Consider the following 20,161-nt stretch of genomic DNA (forward strand, 5'->3'; position numbering starts at 1 on the left):
TATTTCAAGATTGATATGAAGATTGACCCTGTAGAACTAACTAAGAAATTAATTTCTTTTAAAAGTATAACACCAAAAGACGATGGGGCAATAGAGCATATAGCAGCCATTCTCAAGAAAAGTGGTTTTGAATGTGAGATTTTAGAGTTTGGTGATAAAGTTAAAAATCTTTATGCGAAATATATAAATGGAGTACCAAACTTGTGTTTTGCTGGACATGTTGATGTTGTACCACCAGGTGAGTTAAAAGATTGGATATCTGATCCATTTAAGCCAGAAGTTAGAGATGGAATGCTATATGGAAGAGGAGCAGCTGATATGAAAGGCGGAGTAGCTGCATTTATTGCTGCTATCGTAGATTCAGTTGCAGGTAAGTTTCGATTCAGCGGTTCAATCAGTGCATTGATTACCAGCGCTGAAGAAAGCACGGAAGAACATGGAACAAAGGCCATTTTGGAATGGATGAAAAGCAAGCAAAAAAAGATAGATTTTTGTATAGTTGGAGAACCAACGAGTAGTGAGAAATTAGGTGATACCATAAAAATAGGTAGAAGAGGTTCTGCAACATTTAAATTGATTTGCCATGGTAAACAAGGGCACGTTGCCTACCCAGATCTAGCAGATAATCCAATATATAAAATGGTATCGATACTAAGTAAGATAAAAGATACCACTTTTGATACTGGTAATAAATACTTTCAGCCTTCACATTGCGAAATTACTACTATCGACGTTGGAAATAATACTAATAATCTAATACCTAGTTCAATAGCAGCAGGTTTTAATGTTCGATATAACAATACACAAACACCAGACGTTTTATATAAGATGATTGATGCAATATGCACCAATGTGACTAACGATTATAAACTGTCTATGCAGAGCAGCAGGGACGTTTTTCTCTCTATTCCTGATAGAAATACTGATATTATGCTTGATGCGATAAATAAAATTACCGGTATTGATGCTGTGCTGAGTACAAATGGTGGCACATCTGATGCTGCGTTTATTAAGGATATTTGTCCAGTAATTGAATTTGGTATGATCAACAAAACCGCACATCAGGTAAATGAATGCGTATCAATAGACGATATACATAAATTAACAGCTATATATAAGGAGTTTATAAAAAATTATTTTTACCCCAGTAATAAAATATTAAACCAAATCAATGTAATTGGTAATACGCCTGATGGTCCATTATTAGCTTGAGGTGCAGTTGCATAGAGAAGAAAACTTACTAGACACATTTTACTAACCCCTTATTATAATATTAAGGGTATTTTTGACTCAAAACTTGTCTTTGATCTGTGCGAGCTTAATAACAAAAATTCAGTAGAAAGCTTATTGGCGAAAATTATCTGTTCAGCAGAGTGACAAAATAAGATAGACAAAAAGGGTGTAAGAACAAATAGTGTCATGCAACACTGGCTTTTGTACACAAAACGTTGTAAAGCGCTTTTGTCAACCTGGATCCCAGCTCGGATAACAAGAAAAGAAGCACTGGTTTCACATAGATCTGAACAGATATAATTTCTTAAACATTTATAGCTCACATAAAACCCGGTCTGACTGTCATAAAGGCTACTCATTGCAGCAGACAACTTTCGCACTACTTCAAATTCTAATTTTCAACTTAAAGAGGTACGTAATGTCAAATAACTTCAATTTCAAAGAATTTTTTCACCATCACGAAGCAAATAGCACTTTAGATGATATACAAAGGTACTGCATACTGTGGCAATCAGTGATATCACAGGCAATGATTGATGCAGCAAGTAACCGTAAAAAAACAGAAAGCTTGGTAGAGAAACGTAAAGCAATTTCCTGGCTATCAGACTTCAGTCAAGATTTTGTTGAAACATGTATACTGGCTGATTGCGATCCATTATACGTAAAAAACAAAATACAGCCAATTCTAAAAAAGATAAAGCCCTTTTAATGAGGTTTACCCCTCTCACCAAGAAAAATATCATTTAATCTTTTTTCTATAGCTTCATCTATATCTTGGATTAATAGCTGCTTTATCATATTCACTTTCCGTTCTGCCTCTTGAAGATTATTGTTACCGTAACTGTTCTTATTACTATAACCATAACTACTGCCATTTGGTTTATTACTCATTTTTCTTCTTGTGCTGAGTATCTGAACTATCTTCTCCTTGAAAAAAGACTTCCAGCCTGTGCCAGAAAATAATTTGTAGAGAAAATGCGGAGTAAGAAACGCTACTAATATTCTAATAGAAACTCCATAACCCAAATCATCTCTATTTTCATAATACCATTTTAAATATTGATACAAATGGTAAAATGCATTTTTGAAAGAGCTAAACTCTACAGCATACCAAAAGCCACTGGTGAGAAACATGAGCATAATGCTCGATGTATAAAGATACAAAGTGAAAAGAAATAGCTTGACAACTATATCTTTCAAACTGCCGAGTATGTAATTAAATAACCTTAATTTATAAAAAAGTGATATCATTTCACGCACACTTCAATAAAGCTGGGGTGGAAGGATTCGAACCTTCGCGTGGCGGTATCAAAAACCGCTGCCTTACCACTTGGCTACACCCCAATATTGTTTATATCAATAACATTATTAACCCAATTAGTAAAAGATTTATTCGCTTTTCCTATGGGTATTATCACAACGGCTGGTTGATCATAAGAATGCATTGACTCGATTTTTTCTACAATCTTATCAGCCTGATCATTCCTACTTTTCATAATTGCCACTACTTCACAATTACTATTAGTTTTACCTTCCCATAAATACAGAGAGTTTACTTCAGGAAATATATTTACACACACAATTAACTTCTCGTTTAACAATTCTTCAGAAATAGCCTGAGCCTCTTTCAAGTTTGAAAAAGTTATATAGACTAAAACTAAGTTGCTCATTAATCGCTACATAAATGCATTTTTACTATACTCTACTTAGATTTATTCATCAAGAGAAAATAGGAGAGACCTCTTCAGTGCTTGACACATAGAAATTGAAGATGTCATTTAGTAGCTCTCCCCTTGTCATCCCAGTAGTTCTCCTCTTGTCATTCAAGTAGCTATCCAGCCTTTCTTAACAACAAAAACTTAGCATGACTTTTGTGCTCAAAAAACTTCTGGATTCCAGCATCAAGTGCTGGAATGACATGGTGAAATATTATTCAAGTAGCCTCTGTCCCAGTGCCTATTCGGTGTCATTCAAGTCAACTCTTTTCTTGTCATCCCAGTGCCTAGACACTGGGATCCAGAAAACTTCACTTTAAATGAGTGCATTAGATTGTCTTTATATAGATGTCAGTGTCAGCTACTCGGATGAAATTCATTTAGTCTTCTTTTCTCTTTTTCTTATTTTACTACTCTGATGAACGGATACAAAAAAAACTAATGCAACTTGATGTAAGTAGATCTTGCAAGCATTTTAAGATTGCCGGTTCACTAGTTAATATATAAAAAGCTTAGCAAAATTATAAGAATAGTATATAATTGAAAGTATTTTATAGTGAGAATAATGCCTAACGAAATACATCTTATATTCTTTCATGGACTAGGGGATAATTATAAAAATGCAACTACATTCTGTAAAGATATGCAATCTGAGCTCATGCACCACCATGATATACCTAATTTTCACACTCATGCACACAAATACCCGGCTGCATTTCAAAATTATATAACTTATGCCTTAACCAGCTTCGTATGCTTACTAGCATCAATATTGCCACCTACTGTCATACTGCTCACTAATCCAATAACAGCTAGAACAGCTGGATTGGCAGTCTTATCAGCTTCAGCTTGTGTTTTTTTATCTATATTGCTACTCATGATTCCGTTTCTAAATAAGAATCAAAACTTATTCAAGTCTTCAACAGAGAAAATTAATCAACTAATAAATCAAGGTGTAAAACCCGAAAATATTATACTTTTCGGTCATTCTTTTGGAGGAGCAGTTGCATCAGAAGTATCAAGGCATTTTGCGAATAGAGATGTTAAACTTGGAGGAATTGTCTTCACTAGCACTTTTAGTTCTTTTCATACAGCAATAGAGCATTTTCCAATGCCTCAGACGAAAATTTTGAGTATACTGCCCTCATTCCTACTAAAAAGAATACTAAAAGCCTTCGATTTAGACTTTGATATAGTAGATAATTTACAAAAGTCACAAAATGAAAAAACGCTAATAGTAATTATTAATCACGCAAGAGACAAATTAATACCACTTCCCGCACAGTTGGCAAATGCAATGAGAGATGATCGATTATTAAATGGTAATCCGATCAAGATTCGTGATGATCTGTGTATATATGGAGATGATCCTCATAACAGTGTTTTGGATAGTGGCACACTGACTGAAGAATTAAGAGAAATGGTACTTAGTAAAGTTACGTCTAGAACGCGTTAACTTTTTTGCTGCTTTTTTTTGGCTAAGGTCACACTTCATTATGCATTAAATTGTATGCATCTATTCAGGGAATTTGCTAATGTGAAAGCCAGTGCTTCCTTTCTTGCGATGTAGCTGTACAGAAATTGAAGATGTCATTTAGTAGCTCTCCCCTGTTATTTAAGTAGCTAACACTGAGATCCATAAATTTAACTGGATGCCAGTTTCTGGGCACTGACCATCATAAAGGAGCCAGTGTCATGCACTGATAGTTGTCTTTTCTCGCTTACCTTATTTTACTACTCTGCTGAACGGACACAATTGCATATAGTATAGTCTTTAGTTTTAGTGAGAATAGTTTTATTCCACTGATCAAGGAGTGCTAAATTGAAATACGTATCACCTTTATAAGTTTTATGCATTTCAGTCATAATAAATTCTGAGATTAGGTTATGCTCTAAAAAAAGGTGTACTATTTGTGCCCCACCAATCACAAAGACTTGAGAACTACTTTGAATTGACAGAAATTCTTGCATGGAAGAGACAACAGTACATTTTGGGCCTCTATTAAAACACTTGTTACGGGAGAAAACAATAGGTGTACGATTCTTTAGTATACTCTGAGGCACGGTTTCAAATGTCTTTCTTCCCATCACAATAACTTGCTTGTCGGCTACTTGACAAAAATGTTTAAACTCACTTGGATAACGCCAGGGCAAATCATTATTTATTCCAATTACCCCATTAGGGTCAACAGCCATAATTCCAATAATCTTCATCCCTTTAAGACAGCTTGGGCTACAAAAAATCTCATGTGGTCACGTACATTATGTACTCTAAGGAAATCAACCTTATTTTGCAGTATAGCAGATGTAGCAATCGTTTCTAAATCTCTATTAGAGGGAGATTCTATGGAAAAAGAGGAAATAAATGACTTTCTGGAATGACCAACTAAAACCTTGCAGCCAAAATTTTGTAAAGTTTCTATACTGCGTAAAATCTGAATATTCTGATACATAGATTTGCCAAAACCAATACCAGGATCAATAATTATTGAATTTTCATCAAAACCAAGGTCAAGTAACCTATTAATGCTCTCCTCTGCCCAATTATTTATGATATCAATTGGGTCAATATCATGTGGAATAATATTGTCCTTATGTGGTGGTATCGAAAGTGAATGCATAATAACGACATTACACCCACTGCTAGCAACTTCTTTTAAGGTATTACTACTCAGATCTCCCTTCTGATCATTTACCCAGGCAATATTGTAGTGCTTCAAAACGTTTAAAATAACGTCTGGCCAAAAACTATCAATGCTGACTTCAATATCACCATTTTTCATATAGTCGCTAAGATTATCAAGTACTGGTTTTAGACGTTCATACTCTTCCTCTGGCGTCTTTATTGAAGCTCCAGGCCTTGTTGATTGAGCTCCAAGATCAACTATGCTTGCACCATCTGATACCAGCTGCAATGCCTGCTTGGTTGCTCGATTCGCATCATAATAAAGACCACCATCTGAAAATGAATCAGGGGTAATATTGACGATACCCATAAGCTTTGGTGAAAGCGTAAAACTCTTTGAAAAACAGTCTTGAGCATTGAAAGCAAAGGTTTTGTTAACCATTGCCATCAAGTGGAGCAAAAATGGTCTATTTACTAATTCTGGGTGAGGAATTTTAAGGTCAGGTATATCAAGCGTTAGATCATCCCATAACAAAATATCTAAATCAATAACACGAGGTGCCCATTTTTCGTAGACTTGTGGACGACCAATATCACATTCGATTTGTTTTAAGCCTTTTAGTAGCTCCTCAGGAGAAGAAGAACAACTTCCATAGACAATCATGTTGAGAAATGGCTTGTTCCAATCAGGTGGAGCACCATTTGGTAAAATAGCCTTAGTTTCTAGAATGATTGAAGACTTTAAGTCTTTTAAATAGCGCTTCTTTAGTAACTCAGTAGCCTTTTGTAAATGGGAAAGGCGATTCCCTATATTTGAACCAATAGAAATATAGATCATTCTTGCAATTCATTACAGTAAGTAAAAAAAACGCCCCCATGCACACCAGGAACTGGTGGTGCAGTTTTATGAGTAGTCACCTTGACAGAAGAAATAATATGCTTCTTTCGCAGCAAAAGGTTATTAATGGCTCTGTATATCTCATGAGTTAAATGTTCGATTAAATTAAATTGCTTGCCCTGAACAAGAGATTGAATATTCTGCACTACCTCCAAATAGCAGATAGTATCTTTAAGTTGATCAGTTGTAAGTCCTAAAGGAGGAGATTTAAAAGTGACATCAACATCAATACTCACCAATTGGGGAGAAGACTTCTCTTCTGCGCTACATCCTAAATGAACCCAAAGCCGCAGATCAGATATAAGAAGATTACATGCTACCACTGAATTTAGTATCTACTTATAATTAATGGCAAACGTTAACATTCAGCATGCCGTCAAGAAAACCCCATAAGAGTTTTGCTCCTTTTTTAGCGCCTTGTATGACTTTCTCTTGCTCTTCTTCGCTTAAATCTGCAATAAGGTTTGCACATTCCTCAGAATGCCATTCATCAGCTTCCATATGAACGGTAAAAAATTTGAGAGAACGCTCATCATTTATTGAATAGTGTTTTTTCAGACCTTCAATTTTAGACTTAGAAACCTCTGGAGTTTGACGTTCATAAGCGTACAGAGCTCCAAGACCTGCTGCAAAATCTGATTTTACAATGTCAAAATAACCATCAACTAATTCTCGTGTCTCCTTAATTTGTGCATTTTCACAAAGTTCTGAACGTGCTACTCCCAGTCCTTCAGCAAAACGCTGCCATAATTCTGGGTGATTCTCGTCGCCTTGTTCTTCCTCTATTAAATTACCAAGTAAAACTTGCCGCATTTTCAAATTCGGACACAAGGAATGTATACCGCTGATATAACGAGGAAAAGCAGCAACATGGTGATAATATTCCTTAGCATAGGTTTGCAGAGCCCGCAGGCTTAAGCTACCTTCATTCCATGACTCGTAAAACGGGTGTTTTAATAAGTGTAAACTATCTAATTGATTATTAAGTGATTGAACAAATGTCGTAAATAAACACTAAATTGTTTTAGGCTACGTTTAGGTTTATCAAATGTCAAGAGACATTTCTCATTACTACCTTAATTCCAATAAATACAAAGATAGATGCGTTATTGGTTAATTTTTTAGTAAAAATTGATTTTTTCTAAAATTTCATGTATTATTAAATCAATATAGTGAAAAACGCAAAATGAAAGTAACAGAAGAAAATACAATAAAAATTAGGGAAGAGTTCGTAGAAGTTCAAAATGGAATGCGAATTCAAAAGATAGTGATGTCAAACTCGAAGAGCAGTGCAGATAGCAGAAAGAAAAAGCATATAGTTTACTTTCCAGGGCTTACATATACTTTTGAAAAAGAGCCAGATGAAGACAAAAGTGAATGGAATTGGGCAGCTGAAGCAGGTATGGATGTTCACCTTATTAATTTTCCTGGTTCTGGAAAAAGCAAAGGTCATTCTTTAAACGGTCAAAATCGAGTAAATGCAGGAATTGCAGTCATTTCAGATCTTCTAAAGCAAGGCATTTACCCAGATAATATAGTATTATATGGAAGCTGCGCTGGAGGACCAATAGCTGCAGAGGTTTATAAAAAGTTTAAAAAAGATGACAATGTTCATTTAAGATGCGTTATCAATAAATCCTTTAGCTCATTCAAAAAACTTGTAGTGAAATTACTACACATATCAAAACCTAAATGGCTATTTCCTCCTATAATAAAATTCATACTCAAATGCTTTGGTTGGCACTTTAAGCCACACACAATAGTAAACGACATTACTCCATACACAATTTGTTTTAACTTAGAGAACGATGGCTTTATTAGTAAGCAGGCAAATATAGGTACTAAAATTGCTGACATAGAAAAAAGTCATAGGAAAAAAAACTACCAAAAAAAAGAAACTTTTGAAGGTTTTGAGCAATATAAAGAGTTTTTTATGGAGCATGCCAACTTAGCTAAAATAAAAAACCTTGAACCTGAAGTTGGAATAATGAAAAAATGCTGGAATAAGTTTCTATCGTTACTACCTATTAAGGCAGATGATATTCACTTTTCTTCGATTACAGAATTGTGCTCATCAAGTGAACACAAATACAATCTTCCTGAGCTGATTTCACTCTTTTTAGAATTCACAGATAATTATTTTGAAAAGAAGGGCTCTCTCAATCAAGAGAAACAACCAGAGATAAAAACAGAAGCGATATGTGGAAAGAATAGTGAAAAAGAAATAGAGGAAAAGAAACAGTATTTTACCAATTTAAAGAATTATTCAATAAGTCAGAATATATCTAAAAAGCTAACATCTCTGCAAATATTGAAATAAGTGTTTCTTTTGTGATTAAAAAAACATTGCATCTAGAGTATCTGCCATAAGTGATAATTTTGTGCTTTCATCATAGAGATTGTTTTCACTAGCTAATAATTTCTCACTAATTTATGGATAAAGTTTAGAAACGTACTTCTCATAGCATTTATCTAGGCATTCTTGGTCTGTCCGTTTTGTTTTGTAGGAATGGCATTTCTGCTTACATTGATTATATCTAAATTCAATCCCTTTCTCTTTGTTTGATGCTTGTTGTTCCATAATATTCTTCAATTTAAATAATATTAATATTAGCATACAAATGTGAACATTATGTTAATATCATTACTTTTTAGGTATACATGGCAAATTTATGCCTGGAAACAGTTTTTGGTTATTTCCTAGATTTTCTTTATAAAAACCAAAGGCGCCAGTTGGTTTTTATTAGCTAAGGTAAAGGTCAAATATCTGGAATTCTGGACATAAAATCCTCCTGTATAAATTAGAAAAAAATGCAGCGCACATATGACAGACGTGTGTATACGCTGAAAAAGATACGCTACGTTTTTTATTGAAAAGTTAATTGAAAGTCTGCAGACAAAGATAAATTTTTGAGCTCTTAAAATATCTCTAATTGTCATTATAATCAGATTCAAAATACGCGGAAGTAATTTTTTTTGACAATAGATTTCCTTCATAACCAGGCGTCATCCCAGCTGAGATCCGATAAGAAAACCGCGCTGGAACTTTTGAATTCCAGTTATGCAAGGAATCTAATATCATGGAGTTTTCAGACACCAACAACCAAGTACTTTAATAAGGCAAAAAGCTTATCTAAGAGAGTAGGCCTTGCAATTGTATCAATAGTGGTGGGATTGGTAGGACTCGAACCTACGACCAATTCGTTATGAGCGAACTGCTCTAACCGACTGAGCTACAATCCCTTTTATCAACACCTATAATACACGCAAAAGGAAATTTGTCTACTCGCTTATTTCACTATCAACCCAACTGTGTAAATCATTTATTGCGCCAATTTTGCGTGCAATTTCCTTACCATCTTGAAATATGATTAAAGTAGGTATAGATTGAACTCCATACTTACTTGGCACCTCAGTTTCTCCATCTATGTCGAACTTGCAGATCTTGATCTTGCCTTTTCTATCCTCAGCCAATTGCTCGATACGTGGCATCAGACTTTTGCATGGCCCGCACCATTCTGCCCAAAAATCTACCAGCACAAATCCTTTGTGGTTAGCAACTTCAGATTCGAAATTTTGATCATTTACCGCTTTAATATCATCACTCATAAAATACCTAAATTTTTATAAATATAGCGTATTAATTAACAGCTGATCAACTAAATTTTTCTGGATTCAAGTGAAGTGATTACATATGATGATTAAAGATATCTACACTCCCCCAACCCATTGAATCTAGCTCAATACGAGTAGGAAGAAATTCAAAGCACTTTTCGGCTAATTCTTTTCTATTTTCACGTTCTAGCATTGAGTCTAGCTTTTCCTTTATTCTATGGAGATATAAAACATCAGATGCAGCATAACTTTTTTGCTTGTCTGTTAAATTTTCATTTCCCCAATCAGAAGATTGTTGTTGCTTATTTAATTTTATATCAAGTAGTTCTAAGCACAACTCTTTTAAGCTATGACTATCTGTATAAGTGCGAACTAAACGTGAGGCTATTTTCGTGCAATAGCAAGGCAGTGCCCAGGTTTTTAAATAATAATGTATTATACTTACATCAAACCGCGCAAAGTGAAATATTTTGGTTATATTTTTATCCTCTAATATTTTTCTCAAATTTGGAGCTGTATAATCGTTTTTAAATTGAATCAAATGAGCGTTGCCATCATCAAAAGAGAGCTGCACAAGGCATAATCTGTCTCTACCATGAAGTAGCCCCATTGCCTCTGTATCAACAGCTATAGATTTTATATCATTCGGTATTGCACTGGCTGGCAGGTCGTCTTTATATATAAATATTCTCATAAATTTAATATGTTTTATGACACATACAATAATCAAAAATGAGTTTTAAGTATACGAAAAGATCATAGAAAATTGGCTCTCATGATTTTCATGTATGTAGGGTTTACAAATTATGATATGCATCTATAATAAGAATAAGTAAATTTTCATTGCGGGAGTGGCTCAGTTGGTAGAGCGCAACCTTGCCAAGGTTGAGGTCGAGGGTTCGAACCCCTTCTCCCGCTCTTTGAGTTTTAATCACATTTAATCATAAAAAAATTAATTAATCTATCTAAGAAATTTAGCTATACTAGAAAAGTTTTTTAGAAATTTATATTTAAGGAGATTATATGGAAAAAGATGATGTTATATTCTGTTTAACAGTTTTAGGCATAGTAGCATCAATAGGAGCACTTACAGGTTTAGGACTCAGTTTTACAGCTTTGTCACCATTGGTGATGGGTGGAATTATTGCTGCAATTCCTGCACTCTTACACTTTGCCATTTGTACAGATGATAAACTCTCACAATCCGAATTCTCTTATGCTCATGCTTGCACTCATGCTTGTCTCTTTGTTGCAAGCGCTGCAATTGGAGTTGGTCTTGCTGCAGCTGCAATGGCTATTTTTCCTGGTACAATGCTTGGAATGGGATCGGCAGCTTTAGCAGGTGCAACAATAGGAGTAATATCACCAATTGCAGCATTGTGTGCAATGATAGCTACAGTCTTTGCAGCTCAGAAAGTGAATGATTATATTATATCACCTATAGTTGAGCGTTTTTCTTCAAAAGAGGAAGAGTGCAATCTACCTGCAAAATAATCAATTGACGTTAGCATTTAGTTTTCTTTATAATTTCCTTTGTGAAAGAAGAAAAATGCTTATTTGTAACGATAGCTGGTTTGCCAAATGCTGGAAAGTCAACGCTAATTAACAGCATCGTAGGCAAGAAAATTGCAATTGTCACCCCTAAAGTGCAGACAACAAGGACGCAGGTAAGGGGTGTTGCTACATGCAACAATGCGCAAATTGTTTTTACTGACTCTCCAGGAGTGTTTTCAGCAGAAACAAATCTTGAAAAAGCTTTAGTCAAATCTGCATGGGGAGCAGTTAAGGATAGTGACATTACTTTGTTGCTTGTTGATGTAAACAATTACCTAAAAAATATAGAAAGAATAAAAACGATATTTGCACGACTGGAGCGCACAAAAGGCAGATGCATTTTGGTTATCAATAAAACTGATTTAGTAAAGAAATCAGAGCTCAAGATGGCACATGAGCACCTAAATTTGCTTTATAAGTTTGAAAAAATTTTTACGATATCGGCACTGAAGAATGATGGACTTTCTAATTTGATGAATTACTTATCTGAAATTGCACCGATAAGCCCTTGGTTCTATGAAAAAGATCAAGTAACCGATTCCTCAGATGATTTTTTATCAGCAGAAATTACAAGAGAGAAGTTATTCTTGAACCTACGTGAAGAATTGCCATACTCTACAGCTGTTATAACTGAACAATTTGAGGAAAAAAAAGATAAGAGTTTAGTCATAAAACAGATCATATTTGTATTGAAAGATAATCATAAGAAAATAGTGCTAGGAAAAGACGGCAGTAGCATAAAAAAAATTAATATCGAGGCGCGTACAGAATTGGAAAAGTTATTTGAGTGTAAAGTTCATCTCTTTTTGTTCGTAAAAGTGCGACCTTGGACTGATCGCCCTGAGGAGTATATAAGTAATGCTTAATTCTTTGTTGGTATTTGATATTGAAACTATACCAGATGTAAATTCCTGTAAGAATTTACTCAATATTAGTGATGATAGCAGTGTAGAAGAAAAGAGGGATGCATTAACAAAATATCATCTTGAAATAACAAACGGGCAAAACTCTTTTCTGCGTCAGCCCCTCCACCTTGTTGTAGTTATTAGTTTTTTACTTTGTAATATAACACGCCAGAGCGGTTATGAAATGTTCACACTACAAGAAATAAGATCTGGAGGCACATTAAACTCCAATGAAAAAGAGCTAGTAAAGGGATTTTTTAACTACATATCAGAGAAAAAGCCAAGACTAGTTTCGTTCAATGGACGCACTTTTGATATACCGGTACTGAAGTACCGTGCTATGGTTCATGGCATTCAAGCAGAATATTTTCACAAAGCTGGCGATAAGTGGAATAGTTACAATCAGAGGTACAGTAGTGATTGGCATTGTGATTTGCTTGAATCTCTCTCTGATTTTGGAGCTTCTGCAAGAATGAAGATGAACGAAGTTTGCGCAGCATTTAATCTTCCCGGTAAGATTGGAGTTGATGGATCACAAGTTATGGATTTATACGATAGTGGAAAAATACAAGAGATTCGCGATTATTGCGAAACAGATGTGATTAACACCTATTTGATTTACTTGAAGTTCATGCATCATCAAGGAAGAATTACTACAGAAAGCTATAATAAGAGCATAGAAGAACTGCTTTTGGAATGCGAAAAAAAAGAACATCTAAAAAAGTTTAAAGAAGAGTGGGAGATAACTTGCGGTGGAAATTTTTATATTGAATTTAAATGAATAGATATTATGGAGCAATCTAATAATTGCCCCATAATAATATTTATAAACTCCTTGTAGTAGAAAAGGCATTCTGATATGCCATCTGCTTAACTTCTGTTTGTTCAAGCTTAGACAAATTTTCTAAGTTTTTATCTTGGTATTCCTTTTTTACTTTCTCGAAAAAATTTTGTCCACCAAGAATATAATCACCTAAATTAGCAGCATAATATTGAGCATTACCTAAAACTGCACAGTTAATTCGACTTAATATTCTCGAAGGGTAATAAAAGAGAGAAACGTTATTGTTTGATTGGAAGTCATTCTCATCCATTATTTTAATGGCTTCATGATAACCATCCATTTGATGAACAAAATATCCTTCAGGTACTGATATTCTCAATTGTGCACCTACATGAGCATAACCACAAATACCAGGTGATACCGCTGGTACTGGGTCTTGTCTATGTTGAGTTACTCTAATGGTTTTTTCTTGAAGAACATCATTATAAAATTCACTAGCAGTAAGATCAAAAACTCGTGGATCACCAAAAGTTGCAACATGAACATCTTCAGCTCCTTCTGTTTTATTGAGGCATAAAGCAGCTATCTTAGCAATAGCTCCTCCCATACTGTGACCTGTGAGATTAATTTTAAAATCCTTGATTTCTGATCCCTGTTTTTCAGCATGAGATTTCAAAATGCCATACAGATTAGGCCATGAATCCATAAATGAATTATAGAAACCACAATGAATTCTTCCACCTTCAGGTAAAAATTCCGAAGTAGCAAAAAGTACATTTATATCAGTAATTCCATCATTAAAACTCTGGCTCAGACGAGTACCATGGTAAGCTATTGTTATTTCTTTACCTTTTATAAAAACGTGACCAGCATCTTTTTCAAAGCTATTACCAAATGGAATAATTTCATAACCTTCGCTGATGAGTTCAGCTCTAGTTTTATACATTTTTTCAGTAGATGGAACAATTTCAAAATCTTCTACAATTTCGAATTCAGTTTTGTACGCTCTTTGAGCTAGGTTGTTACATCTTTTTTTACTTAATTTACCATCATCATCGCCATAGCTTATCTTGCAGAAATTACCCATTTCTAATAATTTCTCCCTATCAAATCCTGCAATTTTTACAATACTTTCATCTATTTTATAGTCAGAAGGTAAAGAACATGGCTCATTTGGATCAGCACGATTTATAAATTCATAATCTTCAATGATCTCAAATTCATCGTCATATTCTTTCATCTCGTATTTGCCATCATCTACTGAAATAGAGTCTGGCTGTTCAGTATTACCTGGCTCTGAGCCTGTAGCAGCACCTGTAGTGCTAAACCAATTTCGTAAAAAACTAAAATCCATAAATACCTTGATTATTAAAAATAAAACAATAATTCACTAATTATAATATAAACTAATATTATTGTCAATAGTTATATTAATATTTTAATCTTTATGTACTTTCACTTGAGTAAATTTTACTTCCATAGAATAAGTATAGAGTTATAATACACTAACAAGCAAACCTCTGTACTAAATTTTGGTTAATATACACGTTGAGCGTATTAAGAAAGTTGCTTTTAAAGTATTGCATTTTACTTTTATTTTCGCTATAAGGTTGCTTTAAGTTGGATTTTCAACACCTTTATACTATTTATGTTATGATTTTAAAATTTTTTGGGGGCACTTCATGAAAAAATCTATTTATACTAGAACTGCTCTAGCTTCTCTATTGACTTTATGTTCTTTCAGTGGCTTTGCTGCTGACTTTTCTGACGAGAGTATGAAGGAAGTAAAAAAGCAAGAGAGTAACGAGTCAATCAAAACTTCTGGAAAGATGGAAGTGATGAAGACGTCAAATAAGAAACTAAAAGAAAAAATGGACAGGATATGTAATGCTGATCCAAGAAAAAAAGCCGAGGAGCTTAAGAAAAAAGAAGAACTAAGATTAGCAGCTGAGCAGAAGAAAAAAGAGGAGTTAAAATTAGCAGCTGAACAAAAGAAGAAAAAAGAAGAGTTAAAATTAGTAGCAAAACAAAAGAAAAAAGATGAAATTAGGCTAGCAAAAGAGAAAAAAGCAAAGCTTATAGAGGATTCAAAGGCGAAAGCTCTAAGCACTAAAAATTCTAATGTAGAAAAGTCAAAAATTAAGGGTTCTAAAACTAAGAATGCTAAAATTGAAGCTAAAGATATAAAAAAGGATGTAAAAGTTGTTAACAGCAATACAGAGGAAAAAGGTAAGGCAAGTCCTGTTGTTTCAGTTGGTGGGGTTGATATTATCAATACCAATCAAGGGGATGGTTTAAGAATAACTTTCGGTGGTGTTGTTGATTCTCAAGGTTATGGTAACCATGGGCTAAGTGGCTATAACCATTATAATGTTATGCCAGGTAAATCTACAGATTATTTTAACAATACTCCAGATGGTATAAAAGGAGCAAATCCAATATTTCCTAAAGGGATAGGGAATATTGGTGATTACAGTGAAAACATGGGCATGATTTCAGATGCAATATTGCACTTAAGAGCTGAAAATAAAAATGAGGATATTGGTCTTCGTTATGGTGCCGATGTACAATTCCATGTTCCAGTTACTGAAGGTAAAGGAGCTTCACAAGGCGTGAATGCTGCAAGAGGTAGAAGTGCACATGTGTTTTTGAATTCAAAATATGGTGATCTGAAACTTGGCTATCAGTTTGGTCCTGAGTCTCTGATGAGACTGGATGCAACAAGAATTGCAACTGTTGATGGAGCTGCAGATAGTGACTGGTTCAGAAAAGTAAACTTAGAAGGAAGTGCTGCAAACTTTCCATTTTACGTAACACCACGTCTTTACACTGAAAGCTTCTCGAGCGAGAGCGAAAAACTCTCCTTCCGTATGGCAGGAAAGTATAACAAAGAGGTTATGACCACATTGCCGTTTAGAGCTGCTTACTACTCACCAAATTATATGGGTGCAAGATTTGGTCTTAGCTACTCACCTCGCTACGATAGTGGTTTATCCGTTGTAAAAGAAATAGTTCCAGATTTCCTCAAAGATTCAAGTAATACGATAACAGGGGTAAAGAATGAGGAAATGTTAAGACATGTTGGGCCAGATTACCAGCATATAATAAGTGCTGGTGCATCATATGAATATGACTTTAGTAAACATAATGTAAAAGTTAAAACTTCCGTAGTTGGTGAATATGGGTTTTCAAAGCAACCGAGTAAAGATAAGCACCTTTATAATGAGTTCATAGAATACAATAACCTAGCAGGTATGAATTTAGGTGCAAGCGCTGATTATAAGATTGATGAAGATCAAAGTGTAAAATTTGCTGCCTCTTTTGCATACTTGGGCAAGTCTGGTCAACCGAAGGGTATTAAAAAATTAGTCGGTGATACCTACACAGAAATTGATGGTAAAGGTACTACTGATGATGACAAAAGAGTACAAGGGCTGAAAGCTCAGTTTGATGGGGATGATAAAAACACTATGTATTGGACTGCAGGTGCTGGTTATCAATATGATAATATCTACACAAGCTTGACATACTTTGGTAGCAGAATGAGCAATAAAGATATGCTTCATGATGTTGCACTTGGTGTTCAGTATGATCTATCTTCTTGCAATAAGAGCAAATTTGTTCCTTATGCAGCCTTACATTATTTTATGACTGATGAAAGAGGTGCACTGAAAGATAAAAGTAATGCTGATGTACCTTCTAACAAAGGAGTTCTTCTCCTCACTGGTGTGAAGTTTTCTTTCTAGTTATTTAACAATACACACCACAACTTGAATGTGGTGTGTGTCTTGTCTGTTAGTGTTTATTTGTCGATCAAATAAACATAAGCCAGTGCGTAACAAACTCTACGAGTATTTATTTTACTCACACAATAAGTAATGTTATCCCAGTCACAGCTGTACGAAAATTGTGGCAATTTGCATAGTAAATGGTGTCATCCCAGTGCTTGACACTGGGATCCATTTTTCCATCATCATCAGAAACGTTGTATTTTAACATTACTTTTATACTCGTAAATTTAACTAGATCCAATGTCTGGGCGCTGGCATGACACCCTATGGCTACTCAGATAATGGATAAATTATCATAATCCCTTACCTATCGAACGTTTTCAAATTCAATCAATTAAGCAGTATGCAAACCAAACTAAAAAACCATTTAGCTGGAGAATTACTTACCATCGCTACTTGCTGGAAATTAACACTTGTAGGTGGAAAAGTAATGGGATTTACTGACTATGATGAAGATTTAAATCTCAATAATATACTCTATAAATCTTCAAGCGGTTTTATAGCCAGCAGTATAATATTAAATAGCGATTTGAGAACTGATAATCTAGAAATTGAAGGAATATTAAATAGTGCTGATATTAAAGAAAAAGATGTTTTATCAGGAAGGTATGACTTTGCAAATATTGAAATATTTCTTGTGAATTATAAAGATTTGAGTCAGGGAATTATGAATTTGCATGCAGGAACTTTTGGTAAAGTAACATTAAATAGCGGGAGGTTTATCGCTGAAATTAGAGGTCTTGGGACAAAGCTTGAGAGAAGCATAACAGAGCTATATTCTCCTGTATGCAGGGCACAATTTTGCGATAATAGATGTAAAGCTGATGCTAAAAAGTTTAGTAGAATGAGCACAATTACTAAAGTGATAGATGAAAGAAGATTTGAAGACACTAATTTAATCGAAAGTGATGGATATTATAAGCACGGAGTGGTAAAATTCTTTAGTTCAGCAACATTTGAAGTTGTAGTTAAAGAATACAAAAATAAAGTAGTTACATTATTTGCTTCTCCTCCATATCAAATTTCTACCGGAGATAAATATTCGATACTTGCAGGTTGTGATAAAGCGTTTTTAACGTGCAAAAACAAGTTTAACAATACTGTGAATTTCCTTGGCGAACCATATATACCAGTTGTTTAGCAGCATAATTTTAAATATTATGAATAAGTATGGAAAGGTGGCTGAGTGGTCTAAAGCACACGCTTGGAAAGCGTGCACATATGAAAATATGTCGGGGGTTCGAATCCCCCCTTTTCCGCACATTATTTCTAGTATAACATAGGATTTTCCGTTTTGTTCTTGAACGTAATAACCATATAGCATTAGCACTTCAGTCCGCAATTTTTCAGAGTCATCTACGTCAATAAAAGAATAGAGTTGATGTTCATCAAGTTGCAGAGCCTTCTTGATTTTTGATGACGAAGAGTAGTTGTTATCATAGAAATACATCCAGTAGCCAGCTGCTGGCATACCTTCCCTATTCCTAATAATGTCTTGCAGTACTATACTTAGTCTGTGTAATTTCTCACGAGCATCAGCAAACTCGTGTATACTCAACCTATCATAATCTGTCAATATAATTCTTTTTTGAAAAAATAGAGCCTCACATTTTTTAACCTCTGCCTACTACAGAATAGACACTGAATCTGCAAGAGCATGGAAATTGTCTCCAATATTTTTTAATACCTCACTTGTGTAAATAGGTTCTGACTCTTTTGATTCAGGAGCATCCAAATCCCAATTATGCCCGAACCTATACTGACATCCCCTTATGCACGAACCCATAAGTTTTTCATCATGTTGGTATTTGTTATAACATGCTCCAAAACACTCTTCGAATGTATTTACCTCCGCATTTTCACTAACCGTAGGTTCAACAGAATACTTAACTTTTGCACTTGAAAGTCCTTTTTCTTTAATATTTTTCATAATATTCTCCTTAATTAAAAACTAACATAATACTAACATAATAATACTATGTTAGTATTATTATAATCACTTCGCTTTCTTTATTGAAAATTTCATGAAAATATTGTATAATTATTAGTAGATTTCGGTAAAACTTATGGCAAATTTAGCTTTCAGTAAAGAAACTTTACAGCATCTTGCTGAATTATCTGAACTTACTAAGCAACCTGCTCAAGCATTAGCAGAAAAACTACTTAAAGAAGCAATAGATAGTGAAATGGAAGATTTTTTACTATCTGTAGTTGCTGATCAATATGATATTGAAAATGAAAAAAAAACTAAAAGTGAGGACGTGGATTGGAATACACTATTATCTTCCTAGACGGTGTTCTTGAAAAAGATCTTCCAAGTCTTCCAAAAAAAGTACGGTCAAGAGCTGTAGATGCAATAAATGAGCGACTTACAGTCGATCCAGTGAATCTTGGTGAGCCTTTATACCATAGCTTTAAAGGGTTCAGAAGACTAAGGGTTGGTGACTATCGTATCACGTATTGTGCAGACACCACAAAATATGAAGTAACTATCGTTACAATAGGACATAGAGACACCATTTACGAGAAAGCTTTGAAAGTACTTAAGAACTATGTTTTTCAATAATTTCTAAGTTACGTAAGTAAATTATAAATATATTATTATACAGCCCTTCTTCCTGATCCATTCTCCCGATATAATTCTTTATTGAAAATTTTAGGGAAAAATAAAGAAGCCTCACACTTTTTTGTTAAATAGAAATGTAATCGTATTCATCCAAAGATGATTCCATTATTGTCTTTTGTGGATCAAATGGTTCAGAACTTAGACCATATATATCATTACATCTTACTTTGCATATAGATCGCCCGGCAGGATCATACCAATCATGTATCTCTTCACATTTTCTGTGGCAAAGATTATGGTCACGTGCTCTTTGCTCGTCTATCCAAGAAAATAATTTTTGTGTAGATTCTTGCATCTTACTTTTACTCGTAAAAGGATAAGTATGGTAGTTTTGTGTATTTTTTGACATAACATTCTCCTTAATTAAAAACTATAGTATTTCCTAAAGTAAATGATAAAGGTATAATAAAGTAT

Annotated in this window: 21 protein-coding genes, 4 tRNA genes and 1 pseudogene; 13 read left to right on the forward strand and 13 right to left on the reverse strand. The window is 34.3% G+C overall.

The window, feature by feature from the left end; genetic code table 11:
* Nucleotides 1-15 precede the first annotated feature (15 nt).
* Both dapE and JR312_RS01400 read left to right on the forward strand, forming a co-directional pair.
* Nucleotides 16-1,212: a succinyl-diaminopimelate desuccinylase gene (gene dapE, locus JR312_RS01395; RefSeq protein WP_264330920.1), complete on the forward strand. Its 1,197-nt coding sequence runs from the start codon at nucleotides 16-18 to the stop codon at nucleotides 1,210-1,212.
* A 439-nt stretch (nucleotides 1,213-1,651) separates the two neighbouring features.
* On the forward strand, nucleotides 1,652-1,942 hold the full coding sequence (locus JR312_RS01400) for a hypothetical protein (protein WP_416647525.1): 291 nt from the start codon (nucleotides 1,652-1,654) through the stop codon (nucleotides 1,940-1,942).
* Here the strand turns inward: JR312_RS01400 and JR312_RS01405 are convergent.
* The 3 genes from JR312_RS01405 to cutA form a co-directional block, all read right to left on the reverse strand.
* Nucleotides 1,939-2,367 carry a hypothetical protein gene (locus JR312_RS01405; RefSeq protein ID WP_227738357.1) on the reverse strand — a complete coding sequence of 143 codons (429 nt, stop codon included), beginning with the start codon at nucleotides 2,365-2,367 and terminating at the stop codon, nucleotides 1,939-1,941. The genes JR312_RS01400 and JR312_RS01405 overlap by 4 nt on opposite strands.
* Nucleotides 2,368-2,505: 138 nt before the next feature.
* Nucleotides 2,506-2,577 (reverse strand) — tRNA-Gln (locus tag JR312_RS01410).
* On the reverse strand, nucleotides 2,568-2,903 hold the full coding sequence (gene cutA, locus JR312_RS01415) for a divalent-cation tolerance protein CutA (protein WP_006015205.1): 336 nt from the start codon (nucleotides 2,901-2,903) through the stop codon (nucleotides 2,568-2,570). Before cutA ends, JR312_RS01410 begins: the two co-directional genes overlap by 10 nt.
* Before the next feature lie 610 nt (nucleotides 2,904-3,513).
* On the opposite strand from cutA, the gene JR312_RS01420 reads away from it, so the two are divergent.
* Nucleotides 3,514-4,404: an alpha/beta hydrolase gene (locus tag JR312_RS01420; RefSeq protein ID WP_416647526.1), complete on the forward strand. Its 891-nt coding sequence runs from the start codon at nucleotides 3,514-3,516 to the stop codon at nucleotides 4,402-4,404.
* Nucleotides 4,405-4,682: 278 nt separating this feature from the next.
* On the opposite strand, the gene JR312_RS01425 is transcribed toward JR312_RS01420, so the two are convergent.
* The 4 genes and pseudogenes from JR312_RS01425 to JR312_RS01440 form a co-directional block, all read right to left on the reverse strand.
* On the reverse strand, nucleotides 4,683-5,162 hold the full coding sequence (locus JR312_RS01425) for a dihydrofolate reductase (RefSeq protein ID WP_416647527.1): 480 nt from the start codon (nucleotides 5,160-5,162) through the stop codon (nucleotides 4,683-4,685).
* The gene (folP, locus tag JR312_RS01430; protein ID WP_416647528.1) at nucleotides 5,159-6,412 is read right to left on the reverse strand and encodes a dihydropteroate synthase; all 1,254 of its coding nucleotides are present in this window, start codon (nucleotides 6,410-6,412) and stop codon (nucleotides 5,159-5,161) included. The genes JR312_RS01425 and folP overlap by 4 nt, the downstream gene beginning before the upstream one ends.
* Entirely contained in the window at nucleotides 6,409-6,795 is a 387-nt protein-coding gene (locus tag JR312_RS01435) for a dihydroneopterin aldolase (protein ID WP_264331313.1), read from the reverse strand. The genes folP and JR312_RS01435 overlap by 4 nt, the downstream gene beginning before the upstream one ends.
* 22 nt (nucleotides 6,796-6,817) lie before the next feature.
* Nucleotides 6,818-7,474, reverse strand: a pseudogene (locus JR312_RS01440) (CADD family putative folate metabolism protein); the annotation flags it as partial.
* 184 nt (nucleotides 7,475-7,658) lie between these two features.
* Between JR312_RS01440 and JR312_RS01445 the strand changes: the two are divergent.
* The gene (locus tag JR312_RS01445) at nucleotides 7,659-8,792 is read left to right on the forward strand and encodes an alpha/beta hydrolase family protein (RefSeq protein WP_416647529.1); all 1,134 of its coding nucleotides are present in this window, start codon (nucleotides 7,659-7,661) and stop codon (nucleotides 8,790-8,792) included.
* An 846-nt stretch (nucleotides 8,793-9,638) separates the two neighbouring features.
* On the opposite strand, the gene JR312_RS01450 is transcribed toward JR312_RS01445, so the two are convergent.
* The 3 genes from JR312_RS01450 to JR312_RS01460 form a co-directional block, all read right to left on the reverse strand.
* A tRNA-Ile gene (locus JR312_RS01450) sits at nucleotides 9,639-9,715 on the reverse strand.
* A 39-nt stretch (nucleotides 9,716-9,754) separates the two neighbouring features.
* Nucleotides 9,755-10,081, reverse strand: a complete 327-nt coding sequence (gene trxA, locus JR312_RS01455) for a thioredoxin (protein WP_007302120.1) — start codon at nucleotides 10,079-10,081, stop codon at nucleotides 9,755-9,757.
* Nucleotides 10,082-10,160: 79 nt separating this feature from the next.
* Nucleotides 10,161-10,781, reverse strand: a complete 621-nt coding sequence (locus JR312_RS01460) for a ribonuclease D (protein WP_264331316.1) — start codon at nucleotides 10,779-10,781, stop codon at nucleotides 10,161-10,163.
* Nucleotides 10,782-10,932: 151 nt separating this feature from the next.
* On the opposite strand from JR312_RS01460, the gene JR312_RS01465 reads away from it, so the two are divergent.
* The 4 genes from JR312_RS01465 (at nucleotide 10,933) to JR312_RS01480 (ending at nucleotide 13,327) form a co-directional block, all read left to right on the forward strand.
* Nucleotides 10,933-11,005 (forward strand) — tRNA-Gly (locus JR312_RS01465).
* 105 nt (nucleotides 11,006-11,110) lie between these two features.
* A complete protein-coding gene (locus tag JR312_RS01470; protein ID WP_416647530.1) occupies nucleotides 11,111-11,581 on the forward strand; it encodes a hypothetical protein in 471 nt (156 codons plus the stop codon).
* A gap of 41 nt (nucleotides 11,582-11,622) precedes the next feature.
* Entirely contained in the window at nucleotides 11,623-12,507 is an 885-nt protein-coding gene (era, locus tag JR312_RS01475) for a GTPase Era (protein WP_416647531.1), read from the forward strand.
* The gene (locus JR312_RS01480) at nucleotides 12,500-13,327 is read left to right on the forward strand and encodes a 3'-5' exonuclease (RefSeq protein WP_264331318.1); all 828 of its coding nucleotides are present in this window, start codon (nucleotides 12,500-12,502) and stop codon (nucleotides 13,325-13,327) included. Before era ends, JR312_RS01480 begins: the two co-directional genes overlap by 8 nt.
* 43 nt (nucleotides 13,328-13,370) lie before the next feature.
* Here the strand turns inward: JR312_RS01480 and JR312_RS01485 are convergent, their stop codons facing one another.
* Nucleotides 13,371-14,684: a lipase family protein gene (locus JR312_RS01485; RefSeq protein ID WP_416647532.1), complete on the reverse strand. Its 1,314-nt coding sequence runs from the start codon at nucleotides 14,682-14,684 to the stop codon at nucleotides 13,371-13,373.
* A gap of 328 nt (nucleotides 14,685-15,012) precedes the next feature.
* Between JR312_RS01485 and JR312_RS01490 the strand changes: the two genes are divergently transcribed.
* The 3 genes from JR312_RS01490 to JR312_RS01500 all read left to right on the forward strand — a co-directional run bounded on the left by JR312_RS01490 (nucleotide 15,013) and on the right by JR312_RS01500 (nucleotide 18,380).
* Entirely contained in the window at nucleotides 15,013-17,076 is a 2,064-nt protein-coding gene (locus JR312_RS01490; RefSeq protein WP_416647533.1) for a WD0745 family porin, read from the forward strand.
* A 388-nt stretch (nucleotides 17,077-17,464) separates the two neighbouring features.
* A complete protein-coding gene (locus JR312_RS01495; RefSeq protein WP_416647534.1) occupies nucleotides 17,465-18,262 on the forward strand; it encodes a DUF2163 domain-containing protein in 798 nt (265 codons plus the stop codon).
* Nucleotides 18,263-18,293: 31 nt separating this feature from the next.
* Nucleotides 18,294-18,380, forward strand: a tRNA-Ser gene (locus JR312_RS01500).
* A gap of 368 nt (nucleotides 18,381-18,748) precedes the next feature.
* Here JR312_RS01500 and JR312_RS01505 read toward each other — a convergent pair.
* Nucleotides 18,749-19,051, reverse strand: a complete 303-nt coding sequence (locus JR312_RS01505) for a hypothetical protein (RefSeq protein ID WP_006013179.1) — start codon at nucleotides 19,049-19,051, stop codon at nucleotides 18,749-18,751.
* Between the two features lie 136 nt (nucleotides 19,052-19,187).
* Here JR312_RS01505 and JR312_RS01510 point away from each other — a divergent pair, with 136 nt between their 5' ends.
* Together JR312_RS01510 and JR312_RS01515 are read left to right on the forward strand one after the other, a co-directional pair.
* Entirely contained in the window at nucleotides 19,188-19,412 is a 225-nt protein-coding gene (locus tag JR312_RS01510; protein ID WP_264331326.1) for a hypothetical protein, read from the forward strand.
* Nucleotides 19,388-19,687, forward strand: coding sequence for a type II toxin-antitoxin system RelE family toxin (locus tag JR312_RS01515; protein ID WP_416647535.1), 300 nt, complete (start codon nucleotides 19,388-19,390; stop codon nucleotides 19,685-19,687). Before JR312_RS01510 ends, JR312_RS01515 begins: the two co-directional genes overlap by 25 nt.
* A gap of 124 nt (nucleotides 19,688-19,811) precedes the next feature.
* Here the strand turns inward: JR312_RS01515 and JR312_RS01520 are convergent, their stop codons facing one another.
* The gene (locus JR312_RS01520; protein WP_341813472.1) at nucleotides 19,812-20,096 is read right to left on the reverse strand and encodes a hypothetical protein; all 285 of its coding nucleotides are present in this window, start codon (nucleotides 20,094-20,096) and stop codon (nucleotides 19,812-19,814) included.
* Nucleotides 20,097-20,161: the final 65 nt, after the last annotated feature.

This window comes from Wolbachia endosymbiont of Nasonia giraulti, assembly GCF_048054155.1.
GTDB classification, from domain to species: Bacteria; Pseudomonadota; Alphaproteobacteria; order Rickettsiales; family Anaplasmataceae; genus Wolbachia; species Wolbachia pipientis_C.